The 17,066-nt window shown below is 72.3% G+C and carries 17 protein-coding genes; 6 read left to right on the plus strand and 11 right to left on the minus strand.

The annotated features are described in order from the left end of the window. The first annotated feature begins 21 nt into the window (after positions 1–21). Positions 22–1,305, plus strand: coding sequence for a phosphopyruvate hydratase (eno, locus tag Cs7R123_RS01240; protein ID WP_212828706.1), 1,284 nt, complete (start codon positions 22–24; stop codon positions 1,303–1,305). A gap of 63 nt (positions 1,306–1,368) precedes the next feature. On the opposite strand, the gene Cs7R123_RS01245 is transcribed toward eno, so the two are convergent. The 3 genes from Cs7R123_RS01245 to Cs7R123_RS01255 form a co-directional block, all read right to left on the minus strand. Continuing rightward, the gene (locus tag Cs7R123_RS01245) at positions 1,369–2,100 is read right to left on the minus strand and encodes a hypothetical protein (RefSeq protein ID WP_212822779.1); all 732 of its coding nucleotides are present in this window, start codon (positions 2,098–2,100) and stop codon (positions 1,369–1,371) included. 105 nt (positions 2,101–2,205) lie between these two features. Beyond that, entirely contained in the window at positions 2,206–4,098 is a 1,893-nt protein-coding gene (locus tag Cs7R123_RS01250) for an adenylyl cyclase (protein WP_212828707.1), read from the minus strand. Between the two features lie 409 nt (positions 4,099–4,507). Next, positions 4,508–5,968, minus strand: a complete 1,461-nt coding sequence (locus Cs7R123_RS01255; protein WP_212822781.1) for an RNA-guided endonuclease TnpB family protein — start codon at positions 5,966–5,968, stop codon at positions 4,508–4,510. 217 nt (positions 5,969–6,185) lie between these two features. Here Cs7R123_RS01255 and Cs7R123_RS01260 point away from each other — a divergent pair, with 217 nt between their 5' ends. Next, positions 6,186–7,016 carry a class I SAM-dependent methyltransferase gene (locus Cs7R123_RS01260; protein ID WP_212822783.1) on the plus strand — a complete coding sequence of 277 codons (831 nt, stop codon included), beginning with the start codon at positions 6,186–6,188 and terminating at the stop codon, positions 7,014–7,016. Between the two features lie 146 nt (positions 7,017–7,162). Further along, positions 7,163–7,717 carry a TIGR03086 family metal-binding protein gene (locus tag Cs7R123_RS01265; RefSeq protein ID WP_244871539.1) on the plus strand — a complete coding sequence of 185 codons (555 nt, stop codon included), beginning with the start codon at positions 7,163–7,165 and terminating at the stop codon, positions 7,715–7,717. Between the two features lie 16 nt (positions 7,718–7,733). Here the strand turns inward: Cs7R123_RS01265 and Cs7R123_RS01270 are convergent, their stop codons facing one another. Both Cs7R123_RS01270 and Cs7R123_RS01275 read right to left on the minus strand, forming a co-directional pair. Further along, positions 7,734–8,594 carry a trans-aconitate 2-methyltransferase gene (locus Cs7R123_RS01270; RefSeq protein WP_212822785.1) on the minus strand — a complete coding sequence of 287 codons (861 nt, stop codon included), beginning with the start codon at positions 8,592–8,594 and terminating at the stop codon, positions 7,734–7,736. A gap of 104 nt (positions 8,595–8,698) precedes the next feature. Beyond that, positions 8,699–9,286, minus strand: a complete 588-nt coding sequence (locus tag Cs7R123_RS01275; RefSeq protein ID WP_212822787.1) for a helix-turn-helix domain-containing protein — start codon at positions 9,284–9,286, stop codon at positions 8,699–8,701. A 120-nt stretch (positions 9,287–9,406) separates the two neighbouring features. Here Cs7R123_RS01275 and Cs7R123_RS01280 point away from each other — a divergent pair, with 120 nt between their 5' ends. Then, positions 9,407–10,579, plus strand: coding sequence for an ankyrin repeat domain-containing protein (locus Cs7R123_RS01280; RefSeq protein WP_212822789.1), 1,173 nt, complete (start codon positions 9,407–9,409; stop codon positions 10,577–10,579). Positions 10,580–10,606: 27 nt separating this feature from the next. Here Cs7R123_RS01280 and Cs7R123_RS01285 read toward each other — a convergent pair whose 3' ends face one another. Continuing rightward, entirely contained in the window at positions 10,607–11,416 is an 810-nt protein-coding gene (locus Cs7R123_RS01285) for a zf-HC2 domain-containing protein (protein ID WP_212822791.1), read from the minus strand. A gap of 114 nt (positions 11,417–11,530) precedes the next feature. Between Cs7R123_RS01285 and Cs7R123_RS01290 the strand changes: the two genes are divergently transcribed. Further along, positions 11,531–12,112: a sigma-70 family RNA polymerase sigma factor gene (locus tag Cs7R123_RS01290; RefSeq protein WP_212822793.1), complete on the plus strand. Its 582-nt coding sequence runs from the start codon at positions 11,531–11,533 to the stop codon at positions 12,110–12,112. Between the two features lie 102 nt (positions 12,113–12,214). Here the strand turns inward: Cs7R123_RS01290 and Cs7R123_RS01295 are convergent, their stop codons facing one another. Beyond that, positions 12,215–12,922: a YcnI family protein gene (locus Cs7R123_RS01295; protein WP_212822795.1), complete on the minus strand. Its 708-nt coding sequence runs from the start codon at positions 12,920–12,922 to the stop codon at positions 12,215–12,217. A gap of 224 nt (positions 12,923–13,146) precedes the next feature. On the opposite strand from Cs7R123_RS01295, the gene Cs7R123_RS01300 reads away from it, so the two are divergent. Further along, positions 13,147–14,097 carry an RICIN domain-containing protein gene (locus Cs7R123_RS01300; RefSeq protein ID WP_212822797.1) on the plus strand — a complete coding sequence of 317 codons (951 nt, stop codon included), beginning with the start codon at positions 13,147–13,149 and terminating at the stop codon, positions 14,095–14,097. A 53-nt stretch (positions 14,098–14,150) separates the two neighbouring features. Here the strand turns inward: Cs7R123_RS01300 and Cs7R123_RS01305 are convergent, their stop codons facing one another. From Cs7R123_RS01305 to Cs7R123_RS01320, 4 genes are all read right to left on the minus strand, one after another. Then, positions 14,151–14,579 (minus strand): DNA-binding protein, encoded by a 429-nt coding sequence (locus tag Cs7R123_RS01305; RefSeq protein WP_212822798.1) that lies wholly within the window; start codon positions 14,577–14,579, stop codon positions 14,151–14,153. An 89-nt stretch (positions 14,580–14,668) separates the two neighbouring features. After that, positions 14,669–14,965: an STAS domain-containing protein gene (locus Cs7R123_RS01310; RefSeq protein ID WP_212822799.1), complete on the minus strand. Its 297-nt coding sequence runs from the start codon at positions 14,963–14,965 to the stop codon at positions 14,669–14,671. A 193-nt stretch (positions 14,966–15,158) separates the two neighbouring features. Further along, positions 15,159–15,776: a GyrI-like domain-containing protein gene (locus tag Cs7R123_RS01315; RefSeq protein ID WP_212822800.1), complete on the minus strand. Its 618-nt coding sequence runs from the start codon at positions 15,774–15,776 to the stop codon at positions 15,159–15,161. A 70-nt stretch (positions 15,777–15,846) separates the two neighbouring features. Then, positions 15,847–17,019 (minus strand): threonine synthase, encoded by a 1,173-nt coding sequence (locus Cs7R123_RS01320; RefSeq protein WP_212822801.1) that lies wholly within the window; start codon positions 17,017–17,019, stop codon positions 15,847–15,849. Positions 17,020–17,066: the final 47 nt, after the last annotated feature.

The following is a 17,066-nucleotide window of genomic DNA, read 5'->3' on the forward strand; positions in this document are numbered from 1 at the left end:
CACCCGAACCCGAGGAGCAACATGACCGCCGTCGACACCGTCCACGCCAGGGAGATCCTGGACAGCCGCGGCAACCCGACCGTCGAGGTCGACGTGCTGCTCGACGACGGCTCGCTGGGGCGGGCCGCCGTCCCGTCCGGGGCGTCCACCGGCACCGCCGAGGCCGTCGAGCTGCGCGACGGCGACACCGGGCGATACCACGGCAAGGGGGTGCGCCGGGCGGTCGACGCCGTGCTCGGCGAGATCGCCGACGCGGTGGCCGGGCTGGACGGCCGCGACCAGGCCGCCGTCGACCGGGTGCTGATCGAGCTGGACGGGACCGCCAACAAGTCGCGGCTGGGCGCCAACGCGACCCTCGGGGTGTCGCTGGCGGTGGTGAAGGCCGCGGCGGTGTCGGCGGGTCAGCCGCTGTACCGGTACCTGGGCGGGCCCGACGCCGTGACGCTGCCGCTGCCCCTGATGAACATCGTCAACGGCGGCGCGCACGCCGACAACCCGCTCGACTTCCAGGAATTCATGATCGCCCCGGTCGGGGCGGCCACCTTCGCCGAGGCGGTCCGGATGGGTTCGGAGGTGTTCCACACCCTGCGCGCGGCCCTGCACGCCGCGGGCCAGCACACCGCCGTCGGCGACGAGGGCGGTTTCGCCCCGACGCTGCACACCGCGCACGAGGCGCTCGCCTTCATCAGCTCCGCGATCAGCGACAGCGGATACACCCCGGGCGTCGACATCGCGATCGCGCTGGACCCGGCCGCGTCGGAGTTCTACCGCGACGGCGCCTACCACTACGCGGGCGAGGGGCGGGTGCGCACGGTGGCCGAGCACGTCGACTACCTGGTCGAGCTGGCGGAGACGTACCCGATCGTGTCGATCGAGGACGGCGTCGCCCAGGACGACTTCGAAGGGTGGAAGGCGCTCACCGACCGGCTGGGCGGGCGCTGCCAGCTCGTCGGCGACGACGTCTTCTGCACCAACGTCGCCCTGCTGCGCGACGGGATCGCCCGGGGCATCGCCAACGCGGTCCTGGTCAAGGTCAACCAGGTCGGGACGCTGACCGAGATGCTGGCCACGGTGCGGGCCGCGCGGGAGGCCGGCTACAGCTCGGTCATGTCCCACCGCTCGGGCGAGACCGAGGACACCACCATCGCCGACCTGGCCGTGGCGACCGGCTGCGGGCAGATCAAGACGGGTTCGCTGTCGCGCAGCGACCGGACCGCGAAGTACAACCAGCTCATGCGGATCGAGGAGGAGCTGGGCGAGCGCGCCGTGTACGCGGGCCGGAGCACTCTGGCCGGGGCGGCGTAACCGGTCGTCCGCGGCCGGCGACGGGGGGCGGTCGGCGGCTGGCACCAGCCGTCGACCGCACGGCTAACCGGGCATCGGCCCGTACACCGCGTTCCAGGCTGTCGACATGGCCGTCCTGGCGGCGCTGTCGCACAGGTCCGGTGCGCCGTGGGCCATCGCCGCCTCGCGCAGCGCGCCGTACGCCGAGCGCCACGGCTCGGCCGCCTCCTCGTCCCCGTCGCCGTCGACGACCCACGCGTCCTGACCGCCGCGCTCCCGGGCGCTGTCGCGCACCAGGCGGTGCAGCAGCCCGAACCCGGACCCGACCGGCGAGCCGACGCCCCAGGTCTTCGGCTGCTCCGACCAGCGCCTCCAGGCGGCGCGGCAGGCGTCCTCGGCATCGCGGTGCCGGGCCTCCGCCAGCCGGTGCGCCGTCGGTTCGTCCAGGGCCAGTGCGGCCTCGACGACCCGCACCACCGCCTCGCCGTACGTCCCGAACGGCAGCGCGGGTGACAGCTCGGCGACCACGTCCACGCAGACGGCGTTGGTGTAACCGGCGCCGGGGACGATCCTCGCCGTCACCTCGGCCAGCGCCGAGCGCTCCGCTTCGGACGCCGCGGGCACCGTTTCCACGTGCAGCAGCCGCCCCGGCCACCGGTTCACCAGGACCCGGCCCGGCGTCTCGTACACGACGAGCCACGGCGGCCGCAGCTCCGGCAGCCGCACCCGGCCGCCGACCTCAGCCGCCCGCTCGTGCTCCGGGGCCGCGTGATCGACCCACAGGTAACCCGCCACCGTCCGCTCCTCCCGCGCCACCCGCCGACCCTATGCCCGGCGCCGGACGGCGGCCGCGGCACGGGCCGGACGCAGACGGCCGGCCGAGGCTGTCGCCTCGACCGGCCGCGGTGTGCCGTACGGGTGTTACGGGGCCGGGTACTCGGTGATGAACACCGGGCTGCCGATCCGGGTGGTGTCCGCCGGGTCGCCGACGCCGTTGACCACGTGGTCGATGGTTCCGGCGCTCAGGTTGACGGTCATGATGTGGTACAGCTTCACGCCGGGACGGTTCGGCACCTCGAAGCCGTTCTCGGTGTGGATCGACGGGTTGTTCTGGTTGAACACGTACACGCCGCCGCCGTAGAGGTGGTGCGTGCGCACGTTGTCGCCCACCTTGTACGCGGCGAAGCCCTCGACCGCGCCGTTCATCCAGTCGGCCTGGGTCGGCGGGTCGTACGGCAGCTCGTTCTGGTACAGGATGGTGGTGCCGTCCTCACCGTTCCAGACGGTGTTGTAGCGCTGGAAGTGCTCGACGAACAGGCCGGTGGCGGTGACGTGGTCACCGTTGATGACCGCGCCGTACCGGCCGGTGTTGGTGTTCCACCGCTCGGTGTCGGTGAAGCCCTCCACGCCGTGGTCGCCGCGCCACACCCAGGTGTGGTCGATGAGCACGTTGTCGCTGTTGACCTCCAGCGCGGTGTCGGCCTTGCCGACGTGCGGGCCGCCGACGCGGAAGTACACGTCGGACAGGGTGGTCGGGTTGCTCGCCTGCGACCAGGCCAGGAAGTTGTGCTTGCGGCCGACGCGCAGCAGGACCGAGGACTCCTGCAGGCCCGCGTCGATGGTGACGCCCGCGACGACGATGCCGGGCACGTCGGCGAGGTTGAGCGGGGTGGAGCCGTTGACCGCGGTCAGGGTCGCCTGGCCCAGGCCGAGCACCACGGTGTCGGGGCGCCACACCTCGATGCTGCGGGCGATGTCGTACACACCCGGGGTGAGCAGCAGGTTCTTGCCGAGGGCGAGCGCCAGGTTGATCTTCGTGACGGAGTCGCCCGGCTTGGCGACGTAGAAGTCGCTGAGCGGGATGGTGCGGCCCGGGGTCAGGCCGTCAGCCCACGAGATGCCGCTGGAGTTGGTCCGGGCCGAGGGGACGCGGACCTGGTACTTGCCGTTGCCGTCCACGAACAGGTACGGCTTCTCCCGGCTGACCGGGGTGGCGTCCAGGGTGGTGTAGGTCGCGGTCGGGAAGGTGGCGTCGTCGGGTGCGCCGACCACGCCGCTGAACACCTGGTTCCACACGCCGTTGGACCAGCCGTCCACCTGGCTGTTGCGGATCAGCCACTGCTGCTGCGAGCCGTTGATGACGAACGGCAGCTTGGAGTCGGCGATGAAGCCGCCGCTGGCGTACTGCGGGCCGGCGGTGCAGTAGTCCATCAGCGACAGGTTGGCGCCGGTGACGTTGAGGCGGCGCATCGAGACCGCCTGCGACACGGCCCAGAAGTTGGCCGAGGCGCGGCAGCCGTCCTGGCCGGCGGCGTTGACGTTGATGGTCAGGTTGGCCAGGGTGCGCCAGAAGTTGACCAGGGCGAGGCAGTTGCTGGTGCCGCCGTCGGCCAGGCAGCGGTTGTAGACCTCGACCTTGCCGTTGAGCACGACGTCGGTCGGGTTGGCGCCCAGGCCCGCGATCTCGGTGTAGTAACCGATCTTGATCTGGAGCGGCTGCTCGGCGGTACCGTAGGTGCCGGGCTTGAACAGGAACGCGTACCGGGCGGTGCCCATCTCGTTGGTGACCTGGGTGGCGTTCGCCGCGTCCAGGGCGGCCTGGATCTGGCCCACCGGGGTGCTGGGGTCGAAGACGGTGACGTTCACGCCGAGGTCGGGCGAGCCGGACGACAGCGGGGTCGCGACCGCGGCGGATCCGGTGGTGCCGACGATCGCGACGGCGACAGCCGAGGCCAGGCCCAGGGTGATTCTTCGGCGAACGGCGCGCCGGTCCGGCGACGGCGCCGTGGTGGCGCCGCTGGGACTCGTGCTCATCATTACGGGGAGGGTCCTCTCTGGTGGGGACTTCCGGGCACGGTGGCAGCGCTCTCGCCCATGACAGGTAGGCGTGATCTGCTTGGCAGACAACAGAGAGAGCGCTCTCCGGCCCGGTCTCATGGAGCGTAGCCGAACGGAATCATTCTGGAAATCTCCATGGGCCCATCTCCCGACGGCGCCGAACCGTTGCCCGGCCCCGCTTTCGGCCCGTCGCAGCAGGTGCCAGGGGTGGCGGCGGGTATGCCTCATCCGTTCAGCCGAGCAACTTCCGACAGACGGCTGCACTGGTGGATCGGGCGGAACGCGTCAGGTCAGGCAGGTCGCGCCGATTCCACCGCCGCCGGGCGCGGCACGGACACGAACGTCGAGGTGAACGGCATCGGCAGCACGTCCACTAAAGCCTGTTTCATAACTCGTTGGAGTTGTGTGACAGCGCCCTTCTCGGGCGTCCGCGCCTCACCGTTGGTGGGGTGGGTACGGTTCCCGCGTCGTCGGGGCCGGTTTCGCCTGCGCGGGTGCGCCGGCCAGAGCCTTCCCCTCGGCGGGCGTTGGTGACCGGGCCCCCTGCGTGGAGGTCCCGGGCCTGGGCGTGGTGCTGCTCGGCCCAGACGGCGAGGTTGACCGCGGCGTTGTGGTCCCGATCGGCCTCATACCCGCACACTGCGCAGGTGAACGTGCGCTGGTGCAGGGGCACGGTCGGGGCCACGGTCCGGCATGAGGAACAGGTCTTGGTCGACGGGTACCAGCGGTCCACGTGGGTGAGGTGCCCGCTCCGCCACTGCTGCTTGTAGGCGAGCTGACGGGCCAGTTCGCCCCACGCGGCGTCGGATATCGCCGCGGCGAGGTGCCGGTTGCCGAGCATGCCGGTGATGTTGAGGGTCTCGATGGCGAGCCGGGCGTGGGTCTTGACCAGCTTGTTGGAGACCTGGTGCAGGAAACGGTCCCGGATCGCGCGTACCCGGGCATGGTGGCGGCCCAGCCGGGCTGCGGCCTTGGCGCGGTTGCGGGAGCCCCGTTGTTTGCGGGTGACGGCGCGGGCCAGGCGCCGCTGACGCCCCATCGCGTTGCGTGACGGCCGTGGCGGGTCATCCACCCGCAGCAGCTCGGTGCCGTCGGCGCGGGCGGCCACGACGAACACGGCCAAGCCCCGATCGACACCCACCCAGTCCGCGGCGGGGTCCGGCTGGTGGCGGCGGTCGTGGTGCAGGTCGGCGGCCTCGCAGACCAGCGACACCTGCCACCGCCCGGCCCGGTGCGCAACCGTCGCCGACACGACCTTCGCCCGGCTCTTGGCCAGCATCCGCCGCAGACGGCGGGTGTCCTGCCGCACCGCCACCGTGCCGACACCGGGCAGGGTCACCGTGCGTGGCGCTTGATCACCGACCCGGATACTCGCCCGGCCCGTGGCGGAGGTCTTGCAGCGGACCCGGAACGACAGCGCCGTCCGCTTCTTCGACTTGAACCTCGGGAACCCGACCTGTCTGCCCTTCCGGCCGCCGGTCCGGGACGCTGTGAACGCGGCCAGACCGCGGCCGAGGTCGACGGCGGCCTCCTCGAACACCTGCTGGGACACCTCACCGCGCCACGCCAGGCCGGTGACCTGCACCGTCGTGGTCCCGTCAGTGGCGGCCACCAGCACCCGGCCCGCGTCACCGGACCGCTTCCACCCGTTGAACGCGTTGATCAGGTCGAAGCCCGACCACGGCACCTTGCTCGCCGTTCCACGGCGCTTGCCGTCCAGGGCCTGCTTGACCAGCCGCAGGCACTGGTTGTAGCCGAACCGGGCCGCACCCGCATGCCGACGCAACACCGTCTCCTGCTCGGCAGACGGGTCCAGACAGAACCGGAACGTCGTGAAACGGGCCACGGCAGCACACCCTGCCACACACCACCGACAACAAACCCAACGCCGCTAATCCACGCCGAGCATCAGCAAGTCCCCTACACGCAACCCGCGACAGGTGGCAGACCAACGCTATGACCCATTGGCAGGCAACGGTTCCCAGCCTTATGAAACGCGCTTTAGGCTCGCCGTAAGCCCCTCCCTAGCGTGGTCTCGTTCACGATCTGAGGAGAGCAGGCAGATGAGTTCTACGACCGGACCGTCCGAGGCCGACCAGGCGCTCAAGGCGCGGCATCGGGCGATGTGGGCGCTGGGCGACTATCCCAGCGTCGCCACCGAGGTGATCCCCGAGCTGGGACCGGTCCTGGTGGAAGCGTGCGGCGCGGCCGCAGGGCAGCGCGTGCTGGACGTCGCCGCCGGTTCGGGCAACGCGGCACTGGCCGCCGCGCGGGCCGGAGCCGAGGTGGTCGCCAGCGACCTGACCCCCGAACTGCTGGACACCGGGCGGCGGGCCGCGGACGAGCTGGGCCTGTCGCTGCGGTGGGAGCAGGGCGACGCCGAGCGGCTGCCCTACGGCGACGCCGAGTTCGACGTGGTGATGTCGTGCGTCGGCGTCATGTTCGCACCGCACCACCAGGCCAGCGCCGACGAACTGGTGCGGGTGTGCCGGCCGGGCGGCACGATCGGGCTGGTCAACTGGACGCCGGAGGGTTTCATCGGGCAGATGTTCGCCGTGATGAGGCCGTACGCGGCACCGCCGCCGCCCGGGGCGCAGCCGCCGCCGCTGTGGGGCAGCGAGCAGCATGTCCGGCAGCTGTTCGGCGACCGGGTCACCGAGGTGCGGGCGCAGCGCCGGACGGTGCGCGTCGACCGGTTCCAGGATGCGGAGGCGTTCCGGGACTTCTTCAAGCGGTGCTACGGGCCGACGATCGCGGCGTACCGCAACATCGGCGACGACCCGGACCGGGTCGCGGCGCTCGACCACGACCTGGTCGAACTGGCCATGCGCAACGACCTCGGCTGGGGCGCGATTGACTGGGAGTACCTGCTGTTCACCGCCCGCCGGGCGTGAACCGCGACGCGGGTGCCGCATCGTTGCGGCACCCGCGTCCATCCACACCTGGCGCGGCACGCGCCGGCAGCGTGTGGATGACGTACCGCTGGGGCATGATCTCGGTGTCGGCCCGACCGAACGCCGTCCAGAGGGGACTTCGAGACGTGTCCAGTGCAGCTGACGAGCACCGCCGGATCGCCGCCGGTTTCACCGACCGGGTCCGGGGTGCGGCCCCCGGCACCTGGGACGACCCGGCGCCGTGTGCGGACTGGGTGGCCCGGGACGTGGTGCGCCACCTGGTCGAATGGTTCCCCGCGTTCCTGAAGGCGGGCGCCGGGATCGACCTGCCCCAGGGGCCGCCTGTCGACGACGACCCGGTGGGGGCCTGGACCGTGCACAGCGACGGTGTGCAGGCGCTACTCGACGACCCGGCGACCGAGGGCCGGATCCTGTCGAACCCGCACCTGGGCGAGCTGCCGCTCGGCCAGGCGATCGACATGGTCTACACCAGCGACGTCTTCATGCACACCTGGGACCTGGCCCGCGCCACCGGGCAGGACGAGCGCCTCGACCCGGACAAGTGCGCGCAGCTGCTCGAAGGGATGCTGCCCATGGACGCCGCGCTGCGCACCAGCGGACACTACGGGCCGCGCGTCGAGGTGCCGCAGGACGCCGACGTGCAGACCCGCCTGCTCGCCTTCATCGGCCGTACGCCCTGATCTGCCGGGTGGCGGATCAGGGACGGCGGGCGGCCCACACCGTGCGTTCGGTGCGTACGGCGAGGTCGTCGCGGTGCAGGATGCTGTGGGCGGCGTGCACGTCGAGCAGCCGGTCGAGGGCGGCGAGGTCTTCGGCCGCGACCAGGTCGCCGACGGTGGCGCGCAGGCGGGTGAGGCCTGCCAGCGCGTATCGGCCGACCGCCGCGTCGCTCGTGCCGTCGATGTGCACGGTGATGGTGCGTTGGTCCTCGACGGTGAAGCCGGCAGCGGTGAGCCGGTGCCCCCAGTCGGCCCCGCGGTGGGGGACGTGTTCGGCGTGGCGGTGGTCGAGGGCGGCGTGGCAGCGGTCTTCGAGGCCGGGGCGGTCCGGCGGCGCGGTCGCGGGCAGGAAGCGGGGGAACCCGGCCAGCTCGACGACGGCGAACAGGCCGCCGGGCGCCAGCAGGTCGTACACGAGGCGCAGCGCCCGGTCGGGCTCGGCCAGGTGGTGTATCGACGCCGAGGCCCACACCAGTTGCGGGGTGCCGAGGTCGGGCCAGGCGGGCGCGTCGAGGTCGGCCGGGATGAGGACCACCCGGTCGCCGACGCCGGCCGCCTCCGCCTTGTGCCGCAGGCGGTGCAGGTGCGCGTCGGAGGCGTCCACGGCCGTGACCTGAGCGTCGGGAAAGCGCCGGAGCAGGGCGAGGGTGCCGGTTCCCGTACCGCAGCCCAGATCCACGATCTGGTGCGGGCTCGCCTGGACCGGCAGCGAGGCGGTGATGGCGGCGATGTGTTCGGCGAGGACTTCGGCGTCCAGGTCCAGGATCTCCGTCTGATCGGCTGGGCCGTGACCGTGCTGGTGGGCGTGGTGGGTGCCGTGATGGGCCGGGTGGGTCATGCGGCCACGTTAGGCCGGACGCGCCGGGTCGGCCGGTTCGGTTTCCGGATGCGCAAGACGATGCCGGATCGGCTGGCGCCAGGCGCAAGCAACGGCGGCGGGGCTCAGCTGCGGTCCGCTCCGGCCGGGGCGTCGGCCCGCTGGTGGCTGCGGCGGGCGTCGCGGTCGAAGATGCCCAGGATCTCGCACGGGCCGCCCTCGGCGCCGATGGCGTGCGGAAGCATGGTCGGGAACTCGGCGGCCTGGTTGGTCTCGATGCGCAGGCGCCGGTTGCCCAGCAGCAGCACGGCGGTGCCGGACAGGACGACGAGCCATTCGCGGCCGGGGTGGGCGCGCATGCGGGCCGGGTTGTCGGGCGGTGGGCCGGTCATGCGCTGGCGTACCACGGTCATCCCGGGGTCGGCCTTGACAGGCCAGCGCATCAGTCCGTGGGCCGCGTCGATCATCGGGCTGGTGATGACGTCGTCGTCGGCCGTCTCGACCAGCTGGTCGAGGGTGGTGTCCAGCGCGCGGGCCAGGGCGACGAGCTGGTCCAGGGCCAGGCGGCGCTGACCGTTCTCGATCCGGCTGAGCGTGGACTGGCTGAACCTGGCGCGGGTGGCCAGTTCCTCCAGCGACCAGCCCTGAGCCACGCGCAGGGCGCGCAGGCGTTTGCGTACCAGGCCGTCCAGGTCGCCTTCCTTTTGCGTCATACGCAATATCATATGTCGCCTGCGCAAGATCAAGCGCGGCCGCCGCACGGCACCGCCCAGCGGATAGGCTGCATGTCCTTTGTGGCCGCGCGGCAGCGGGGCGAACAGACGGGAGCGGGGATGACGGACCTTGACCAAGCCCTTGCCGAGGCGGTGCAGGCCGGCGACCTGGCTGCGGCCGAGCGGGCGCTGGCCGGCGGCGCCGACCCCGACACCCTGCTCAGCGTGTTCACGGGCTCCGTGCTCGAACAGGCGGCAGGCGCCGGACGGACGGATCTCGTCAGCCTGCTGCTGGACGCCGGAGCCGCGACCACACCCCCGGGCGTCCGGGGGCGGTCACCGCTGCGCACGGCGGTCGTCCGGTCGCACCCCGAGGTGGTGCGGCTGCTGGCTGCCCGAGGGGCGATCGGCCAGGAACCCACCGGCCGCCGCAGCGTGCTCGCCGACGCCCTGTCGCTCACCTCGGCCCGGCCGGCCCCGGCCGCGGTGGCCACGGTGCGGGCGCTGCTGGAGGCCGGTGCCGTGCCCGGCCCCGACGATGACCCGCTGCTGGTCCAGGCCGTCATGTGCGCGGCTCCCCCGGCGGTGCTGCGCCTGCTGATCGAGCACGGCGCCGACGTCGACCAGCGGCGCTCCGACGCGGCACCGGTCATCGCCGTGGCCGCCCGCCGCGGCGACCACGCCGCGCTCGACGTGCTCGTACAGGCCGGTGCCGACATCGACGCCCGTGACGCGCAGGGCCGCACCGCACTCATGCACGCGGTGGAGCGCGGCGCGTACGAGGCCGCGACGGTGCTGCTCACGGCAGGTGCGGACGCCGCCGCGGTCGACGGTGACGGTGCGACAGCCGTACGGCTTGCGCAGGGCTGGCACCGGCAGCGGATGCAGTTCACGCTGGGCGAGGACCGCGCCGGCCTGGACAGGGTGCCGGTCGTGCGGACCACGATCCGGTTGACCTCCACGGGGGTACGGCTGGCCGGGGATCCCCGGCTGCTGCGGCTGCTGGCAGAGGTGATCGACGTCGCGCTGGCCGACCTCGGCGAGGACGGCTGGGAGGCGCACACGGGCAGGCAGGCGTCGACGGCGACGGCGTTCGCCACCCGGCTGCGGGACGAACCCGTGGCCGACGAGCACGGCTCCTGGCACCGGCTGGACGCCACCGTGGCGGAGTTCGCGACGGCCCGGTCGAGCCTGGTGGAGCTCGTCCACGGCTCGACCCGGACGCTGCCGGCAGGTGTCACCCGGGTGCAGCTTGGAGACCTGCTCGCAGACCTGGACCGCCAGCTCGGCTGAGCAGCTCCGCCGGTGGACGGCGAAGGATCAGGCCGCGCGCCGGTGCTCGGCCACGACCGGGCTGCCGGAGCGGACGCGCACCGGCAGCGGCAGCACCGGGGCGAGCGGCCCTTCGCCGTCGTCGGGGCCGGTGTCGGTCAACCGCCAGGAGGAACCGGGGCGGCGGGCGGCGCCGGGTGGCTGCTCGCCGCGGAAGCGCGGCAGGTTCAGCAGCAGCAGGAGCGCGTACCCGGCGAGCACGAAGCCGTGGGACAGGACTCTGGCGGCCTCGACCCGGCCCGTCAGGGCGTCGTTGGCGGTGAGCAGGCCGAGCACGACCACGAACGCGGTCATGACCGGCAGCAGCCCGTTCGGGCGGGTGCGGCGCCAGGCGAGCCAGGCCAGCGCGGCTCCGATCGCGACGTTCCAGGCCGCCGACTCGTGCCACAGGTGGCCGGAGGTCACCGGCCCGAACCCGCCGTGGTGGGCGTCGGCGGCGGCCAGGCTGCTGATCTGCGCGACCCCGAGCAGGAACTGGGCCACCCCGACGGCCAGCAGCAGCATCCGCAGGACCGTCTGCGCGGTCCGGCCCCGGGCCCGGGACGGACCGGTCGGCGGCACGCCGGGCGCCGCGGCGAGGATCTCGGCGAGCGCGTTCTCGCCGAGGCGCGGGGTGGGCAGCGCGGCGGCGGTACGGGCGAGCCGGGTCACCTGATCGGCCCGCTCGGCCCAGCGTCGGCAGTCGCCGCATCCGGCGACGTGCGTGTCGACGGCGCCGACGGCGGCGGGGTCGTGCTCACCGTCGAGGCGTGCCGACAGCTGCTCGCGTACCTGCTCACAGTCCATGCCCACGGCCATGTCCCCCATTGTCGTCCGCCCCGGCCGGAAAGTTCCGGACGGGGCCTGTGAGTTGCGCAGCATGCCGCGACCGGCTCGTCGCATCGACGCTCGTGGAACGATACGATTCGCGCCATGCCCTACGGCGCCGACGACGACAGCACGACCGCCCTGGCCCTGGCCGCCCGCGCGGGCGACGTCCAGGCGGCCGAGGCGTTCATCGCCGCCACCCAGCGCGACGTGATCCGGTTCCTGGCCCACCTGACCGGCCACACCGACGCCGAGGACCTGGCCCAGGAGACGTTCCTGCGGGCGATGCGGGCCCTGCCCGGTTTCGAGGGCCGCGCCAGCGCCCGCACCTGGCTGCTGGCGATCGCCCGGCATGTGGCCATCGACCACCTGCGCTCGCTGACGCGCCGTCCCCGGACGGCGGAACTCACCGACTGGGCGGCCGCCGCCGACGGCTCGCGGGCGGCGCACGGCGAGCGCTTCGACGAGCAGGTCCTCATCAACCGGCTGATCAGCCAACTCGATCCCGACCGCCGGGAGGCGTTCGTGGCGACCCAGGTCCTCGGCCTCTCCTACCTGGAGGCGGCCGAGGTCATCGGCTGTCCGGTCGGGACGATCAGGTCGCGGGTGTCGCGCGCCCGCGAGGATCTGGCCGCCGCGCTGTCGGCCCGCGACACCGCCACCCATCGGCATCTGCGAGCCGTCTGACTCAGATCTTGTGCGTCTGATGCTGCTGGGGCGACATCAGACGCACAAGATCTGGACGTGGCCGGTGGCCCGCCGCGCGGCGGGCCACCGGACCGCGGCCGGTCAGGCAGCGGCAGGGTGGCGGCGTACGGCCGCACCCAGTGCCACCAGCGCGACCACCAGTGCGGCGATGCTCAGCCCCAGCGGCCATCCGCTGCCGCCGTCCTCGTCACCGGAACCGCCCGCCGCGGTGACCGCAGCCGGAGCGGCCGAGGCCGGGGCGGCAGCCTTGGGGAGCACCTTGAGCACCGGGGCGGGGTGTTCGACCTCCTCGCCGGGCTTGGCCTCCTCGATCCACCGCACGACCTCGCCGTCGGAGTAGGTCTGCAGCGCCTTGAACACGACCTGCGCCACGTCGGGCACCGGCCCGACCGAGACGTCGAACTCCTGGAACTGCCCCGGCTTGATCGCCGAGGCGGCGTCGGCCGTCCACGTGATCTTCGAGACGGCTTCGGTGATCTCCGAGTCGTGGTTCTTGATCGGTACGGCCAGCTTGCGCTTCTCCACCGTCGTCGTCCAGCCCGCGACCGGCTTGACCGACACGCTCGCGAACGGTGCGTCCTCCGGCAGCGCCACCTCCAGTTTCACCGTCGAGGCGTCGGGCTTCTCATTGGGTACGCGGAAGGTCAGCTTCGCGTAGCCGCCGACGACGGCCTCCTTCGGGTTGACGGTCACGTGCGCGGCGGCGGACCCCGCGGCCAGGGCGACCACCGCCGCGACCACGGCGGTCACCACACCCGCGCGGCGGCGGCCAGTTGCACCGAACTTCATCAGCTGTCCTTCACGACAGAGGGGTACGGGGCACCCTGCGGCGCCCGGCGGGCCGACAGGCCGACCCGCAACCCCACGTGTCGACCACCCGCGCCCCCTGGTTCCCGGACACCACCGCGAGTTGCCGGGCGGCGGGGCTTGGCCGAATTTTCCGTACCGGCTCCGAGAATTTCGCTCAATGCTAATTTGACCAGGGCAAATACGGCGAAAGGACTGTAGTAGGCATGATCAGGCATCTATTGCTCACCGCGTCGGTGATCGGCGCCGTGGTGGCGGGAACCGCTGTCCCCGCCGCGGCGGTGATCAGTCCGAACGAGGTACCGGCGCGGATCACGCTGCGGCTGGCCGGCGACCCGCAGACCGTGCTCCGGGTGCCCGACGGCTCGCGGCTGGGGACGACGTGGACCGTCGGGGCGTGGACCGGCAGCGAGCACGAGCTGTTCGAACCGCTGCTCGACCCGGACGGGGAGCACGTCAAGTTCAAGTCGGCCCACGACGGGCTGTGCGAGCACACCATCGCCAACGCCGGCAGGCCCATCGGGGCCGGTGACTGCGCCTGGCCGGACGGCTGGTCGTTCGTGCAGAAGAGCATCGGCTACCAGCTGGTCGACCGCCGCTTCGGCGGCTGCCTCACCGCGGCCTCCGGCGTCGCCGTCACGTCCCCGTGCAGCAGCCTCGGCGACGCCGACGACGTGTGGCTGCCGGTATGGGAGCACCGCGGCACCAGCAACCCCAAGCTGCCCGGCACGATCACCCTGCGCCTGAGCACCGAGCCGGACCAGGCCGCCGTCGTCATCGGCGCCTCGCCGAACAACAGCGCGATCCTGATCCAGTGGCCGCTGCAGAACCAGCCCCACTACAAGTGGATGCCGAGGGTCTTCCAGCCGGGGGCGTACGCGTTCGAGAACGTCAACAGCGGGCTGTGCATGAACGTCGCCGGAGGCGGCTCCGCCAACGGCACCAGCATCATCCAGTGGCCGTGCGGCCCGTTCACCAACTCGCAGTGGACGTTCAACGCTGCGGGCAGCGGTTACCAGCTCGTCGGCGTACAGAGCGGACTGTGTGTCAACGTCCGCGGCGGGACCGGCGCCGGTAACTGGATCATCCAGTGGACCTGCCAGCCGCAGGGCGCACCCAACGACACCTGGCTGCCCGTCTGGGAACCGCTGGGCTGACGTCTCACGGCGGGCACGTCCCCGGTCCACCCGGGGACGTGCCCGCCGTCTGTTCACTCTCCTGCGGGCCGGTTGCGGCCGGTCAGCCGCTCGTAGCGCTGGCGGGCCGCCTGCGGGGTGCCCAGGCCGAGGCCGAAGGCGATCGCCTGCCAGGTGAGTCCGCGGGCACGCGCCAGGTCGAGCATGCCGGTCTCCAGCGCGTCGAGTTCGGCCCGTACCCGGGGGATCAAGGTGAGCGCGGCGGTCAGGTCCACCTCGTCGAACGGCTCCTCACCCGGTTCGAGCAGCGCCGAGCCGGCAGCCAGCGACATCGACAGGCACACCGCCTCGTACGGGTCGAGCACGTGCGCGTGGGTCCAGCGGCGCCGCTGGGTGTCCGTCACGGCGTGGCGCTCGGCGATGCGGGTCAGGGCCGCGAAGTCGCGCTGGGCCCGGGCCCGGCCGGAGTCGGGCGGCAGGAAGGGGTCCTCGGTCTGTGCCATGCCCCCAGCAAACGCGATGAACCTTCCGTTGTCAACGGATTGTTTTCAACATTCTGTTCAACATCGCCGCATTCTGTTCAACACCGCTGTCAGACGATGCCCAGCGCCTGACCCGTACCGGTGATGTCGATGATCCGGCGGACCTGCGGGTCGGCGCCGACGACGTCCCAGCGGCACTGCCGCGCGCGGGCATAGGCTGCGGCGCCGAGCAGGACCGACAGGCCGCTGGCGTCGATGAAGCGCACCTGGTGCAGGTCCAGCCGCACCCGGCGGCAGGTGGACGAGTCGATCGCCGCGTGCAGCCGCCTGCCGACGGCGTCGGCGGTGACCAGATCCAGTTCACCCTGTACGCGGACCAGGTCGTCGCCGTCGACGGTCGTGGTCACCACGGATGCCTGTCCCGGGTCGCCCGCCATACTTCAGTCTCCCCCGCCCGCGGGCGGGTCGGCGTCCGTCAGCCGGTCGGCTAACCGGCCCGCACACCCGACCTGCCATCGTCCGGCCGCCTTGATCTATGCCTCAGCAGTACCCAGTCACGGGTCTCCGCCAACCTGCCGACATGATCACGATGTCGGGTCGTCACACCGGCTTGACGGGCTGCCTGAGGATCGTCTTGCACTTGGCCGGTTCCGTGCGCCGCGGGTCGCTGAGGTAGATCTCGTGGTGGTCGCCGTTGAAGGTCAGTCCGTGGGCGGGCAGGTAGCTACGGTGCAGGCGGTCCAGGGTCGGCGCCTCGTCGTCGTAGGAGCCGACGTGCAGGATCTGCACGCAGGTGCCCTCGGTGAGGCTCAGCAACCGGACACCGCCCAGCGCCGGGTTGTCCTTCTTCCCGGCCGCGTCGGCCACCGCGGTACGGACCAGGTCCTCGGTGATCCAGTCGGGTTGGCTGATCAACATCGTCCACGACCAGGCCGCCTTGTCCCGCGTGACGAACACGGCGGGGTCGTCGGCCCGCCACAGGCCCTCCAGGGGTCCGACGACGAAGTCGCGGTCCAGGGTCTTCTTGCTGGTGAACTTCAGGGTGTACGCCACGGTGAACAGCGCCTCGACGGCCTCGGCGTACGCCGTGGACGTGTTCGGGTCGCCGTGGCCGTCGACCGCGAGATACCGCAGTTCGGGGACGTCGACGAGGACGAAGTCCTTCGCGGGCGGTGCGTACAGCTCCCGCCGCGCCCGCTTGATGTCGTACTTGTCCATGCGGTCTCCTCCGTCGGTGCGCGCAGTACGGTCTCGGCCCGGGCGGTGACCGTCGTCCGTTTCACCGGCTTCAGCTGTGCGGCACCGTGCCCGGGTACTTCAGACCGGCGCCGGTGTTGAGCACGACCACTTCCTCCGTCGCCGACAGCCAGCCCCGCTGGCGCAGCAGCCGGGCCGCGGTCAGGCACGCCGCGCCCTCCGGGCACAGCAGCAGCCCTTCCGCCCGGCCGAACTCGCTCAGGTCCGCGAGGATATCGGCATCGTCGACCGCGATCGCGGTGCCGCCGGTCGCGGCCAGCGCGTCCAGGATCAGCTCGTCGCCCAGCGGGGCGGGCACCGTGATGCCGAACGCGACCGTGTGCGCGTCCGGCCACGGCACCACCCGGCGGTGCCCCTGCTCGAAAGCGGCGACCACGGGCGCGCAGCCGCTGGACTGGACCGCGACCAGGCGCGGCGGCGGCCCGGTGAGCCAGCCGAGTTCGCGCAGTTCCGACAGCGCCTTGTGGATGCCGATGAGGCCGACACCGCCGCCGGTCGGGTAGAGGATGACATCGGGCGAGCGCCAGCCCAGCTGCTCGACGATCTCGTAGCCCATGGTCTTCTTGCCTTCGAGGCGGTAGGGCTCCTTGAGCGTCGACGCGTCGAAGATCTGCCCGTCCGAGGCGGCGATCAGGGCGGCGATGAGCTTGCCCGCGTCGCCGATCAGGCCGTCGACCAGGCGCAGGTCGGCACCGGCGGCGACCACCTCCTGCCGGGTGATCAGGGGTGCGGCCAGCGGCATGGCGACGGTGGCGCGGATGCCGGCGCGGGCGGCGTAGGTGGCCCAGGCGGCACCGGCGTTGCCGTTGGTCGGCATGGCGACGTGACGTACACCCAGCTCCACGGCGCGCGACACGCCGACGGCCGCGCCCCTTGCCTTGAACGACCCGGTCGGGACCAGGCCCTCGTCCTTGATCAGCAGCCGTTCGAGCCCGATCCGGGCGCCGTAGGCGGGCGCGTGCCACAGCGGTGTCCAGCCCTCGCCCAGCGTCGCCACGTGCCGCGCCTCGCGCACGGGCAGCAGTTCGCGGTAGCGCCACAGGTCGGCCGGTCGGCCGGCCAGCCCTGCCGGCTCGACGGCCTGGGCGACGGCGGCCAGGTCGTAGCGGGCCAGCAGCGGCGAGCCGCAGGCGCACAGGTTCTGCAACCGGTGCGCGTCGTGGCGACTGCCGCAGCGGGGGCACTCCAGGTGGGTCAGGTACATGAGCGCTCAGCTCCGCATCCCGCGCGAACTCATACTATTTATACAGA

The sequence above is a fragment of the Catellatospora sp. TT07R-123 genome (assembly GCF_018327705.1).
Classification (GTDB): Bacteria; Actinomycetota; Actinomycetes; order Mycobacteriales; family Micromonosporaceae; genus Catellatospora.

Bases quoted from the DNA above. Each gene is read 5' to 3' on its own strand.
- eno (WP_212828706.1), top strand. From the start codon at position 22: ATGACCGCCGTCGACACCGTCCACGCCAGGGAGATCCTGGACAGCCGC.
- Cs7R123_RS01250 (WP_212828707.1), bottom strand. From the start codon at position 4,098: ATGAGCACGAGTCCCAGCGGCGCCACCACGGCGCCGTCGCCGGACCGG.
- Cs7R123_RS01260 (WP_212822783.1), top strand. From the start codon at position 6,186: ATGAGTTCTACGACCGGACCGTCCGAGGCCGACCAGGCGCTCAAGGCG.
- Cs7R123_RS01270 (WP_212822785.1), bottom strand. From the start codon at position 8,594: ATGACCCACCCGGCCCATCACGGCACCCACCACGCCCACCAGCACGGT.
- Cs7R123_RS01275 (WP_212822787.1), bottom strand. From the start codon at position 9,286: ATGACGCAAAAGGAAGGCGACCTGGACGGCCTGGTACGCAAACGCCTG.
- Cs7R123_RS01280 (WP_212822789.1), top strand. From the start codon at position 9,407: ATGACGGACCTTGACCAAGCCCTTGCCGAGGCGGTGCAGGCCGGCGAC.
- Cs7R123_RS01285 (WP_212822791.1), bottom strand. From the start codon at position 11,416: ATGGCCGTGGGCATGGACTGTGAGCAGGTACGCGAGCAGCTGTCGGCA.
- Cs7R123_RS01290 (WP_212822793.1), top strand. From the start codon at position 11,531: ATGCCCTACGGCGCCGACGACGACAGCACGACCGCCCTGGCCCTGGCC.
- Cs7R123_RS01295 (WP_212822795.1), bottom strand. From the start codon at position 12,922: ATGAAGTTCGGTGCAACTGGCCGCCGCCGCGCGGGTGTGGTGACCGCC.
- Cs7R123_RS01300 (WP_212822797.1), top strand. From the start codon at position 13,147: ATGATCAGGCATCTATTGCTCACCGCGTCGGTGATCGGCGCCGTGGTG.
- Cs7R123_RS01305 (WP_212822798.1), bottom strand. From the start codon at position 14,579: ATGGCACAGACCGAGGACCCCTTCCTGCCGCCCGACTCCGGCCGGGCC.
- Cs7R123_RS01315 (WP_212822800.1), bottom strand. From the start codon at position 15,776: ATGGACAAGTACGACATCAAGCGGGCGCGGCGGGAGCTGTACGCACCG.
- Cs7R123_RS01320 (WP_212822801.1), bottom strand. From the start codon at position 17,019: ATGTACCTGACCCACCTGGAGTGCCCCCGCTGCGGCAGTCGCCACGAC.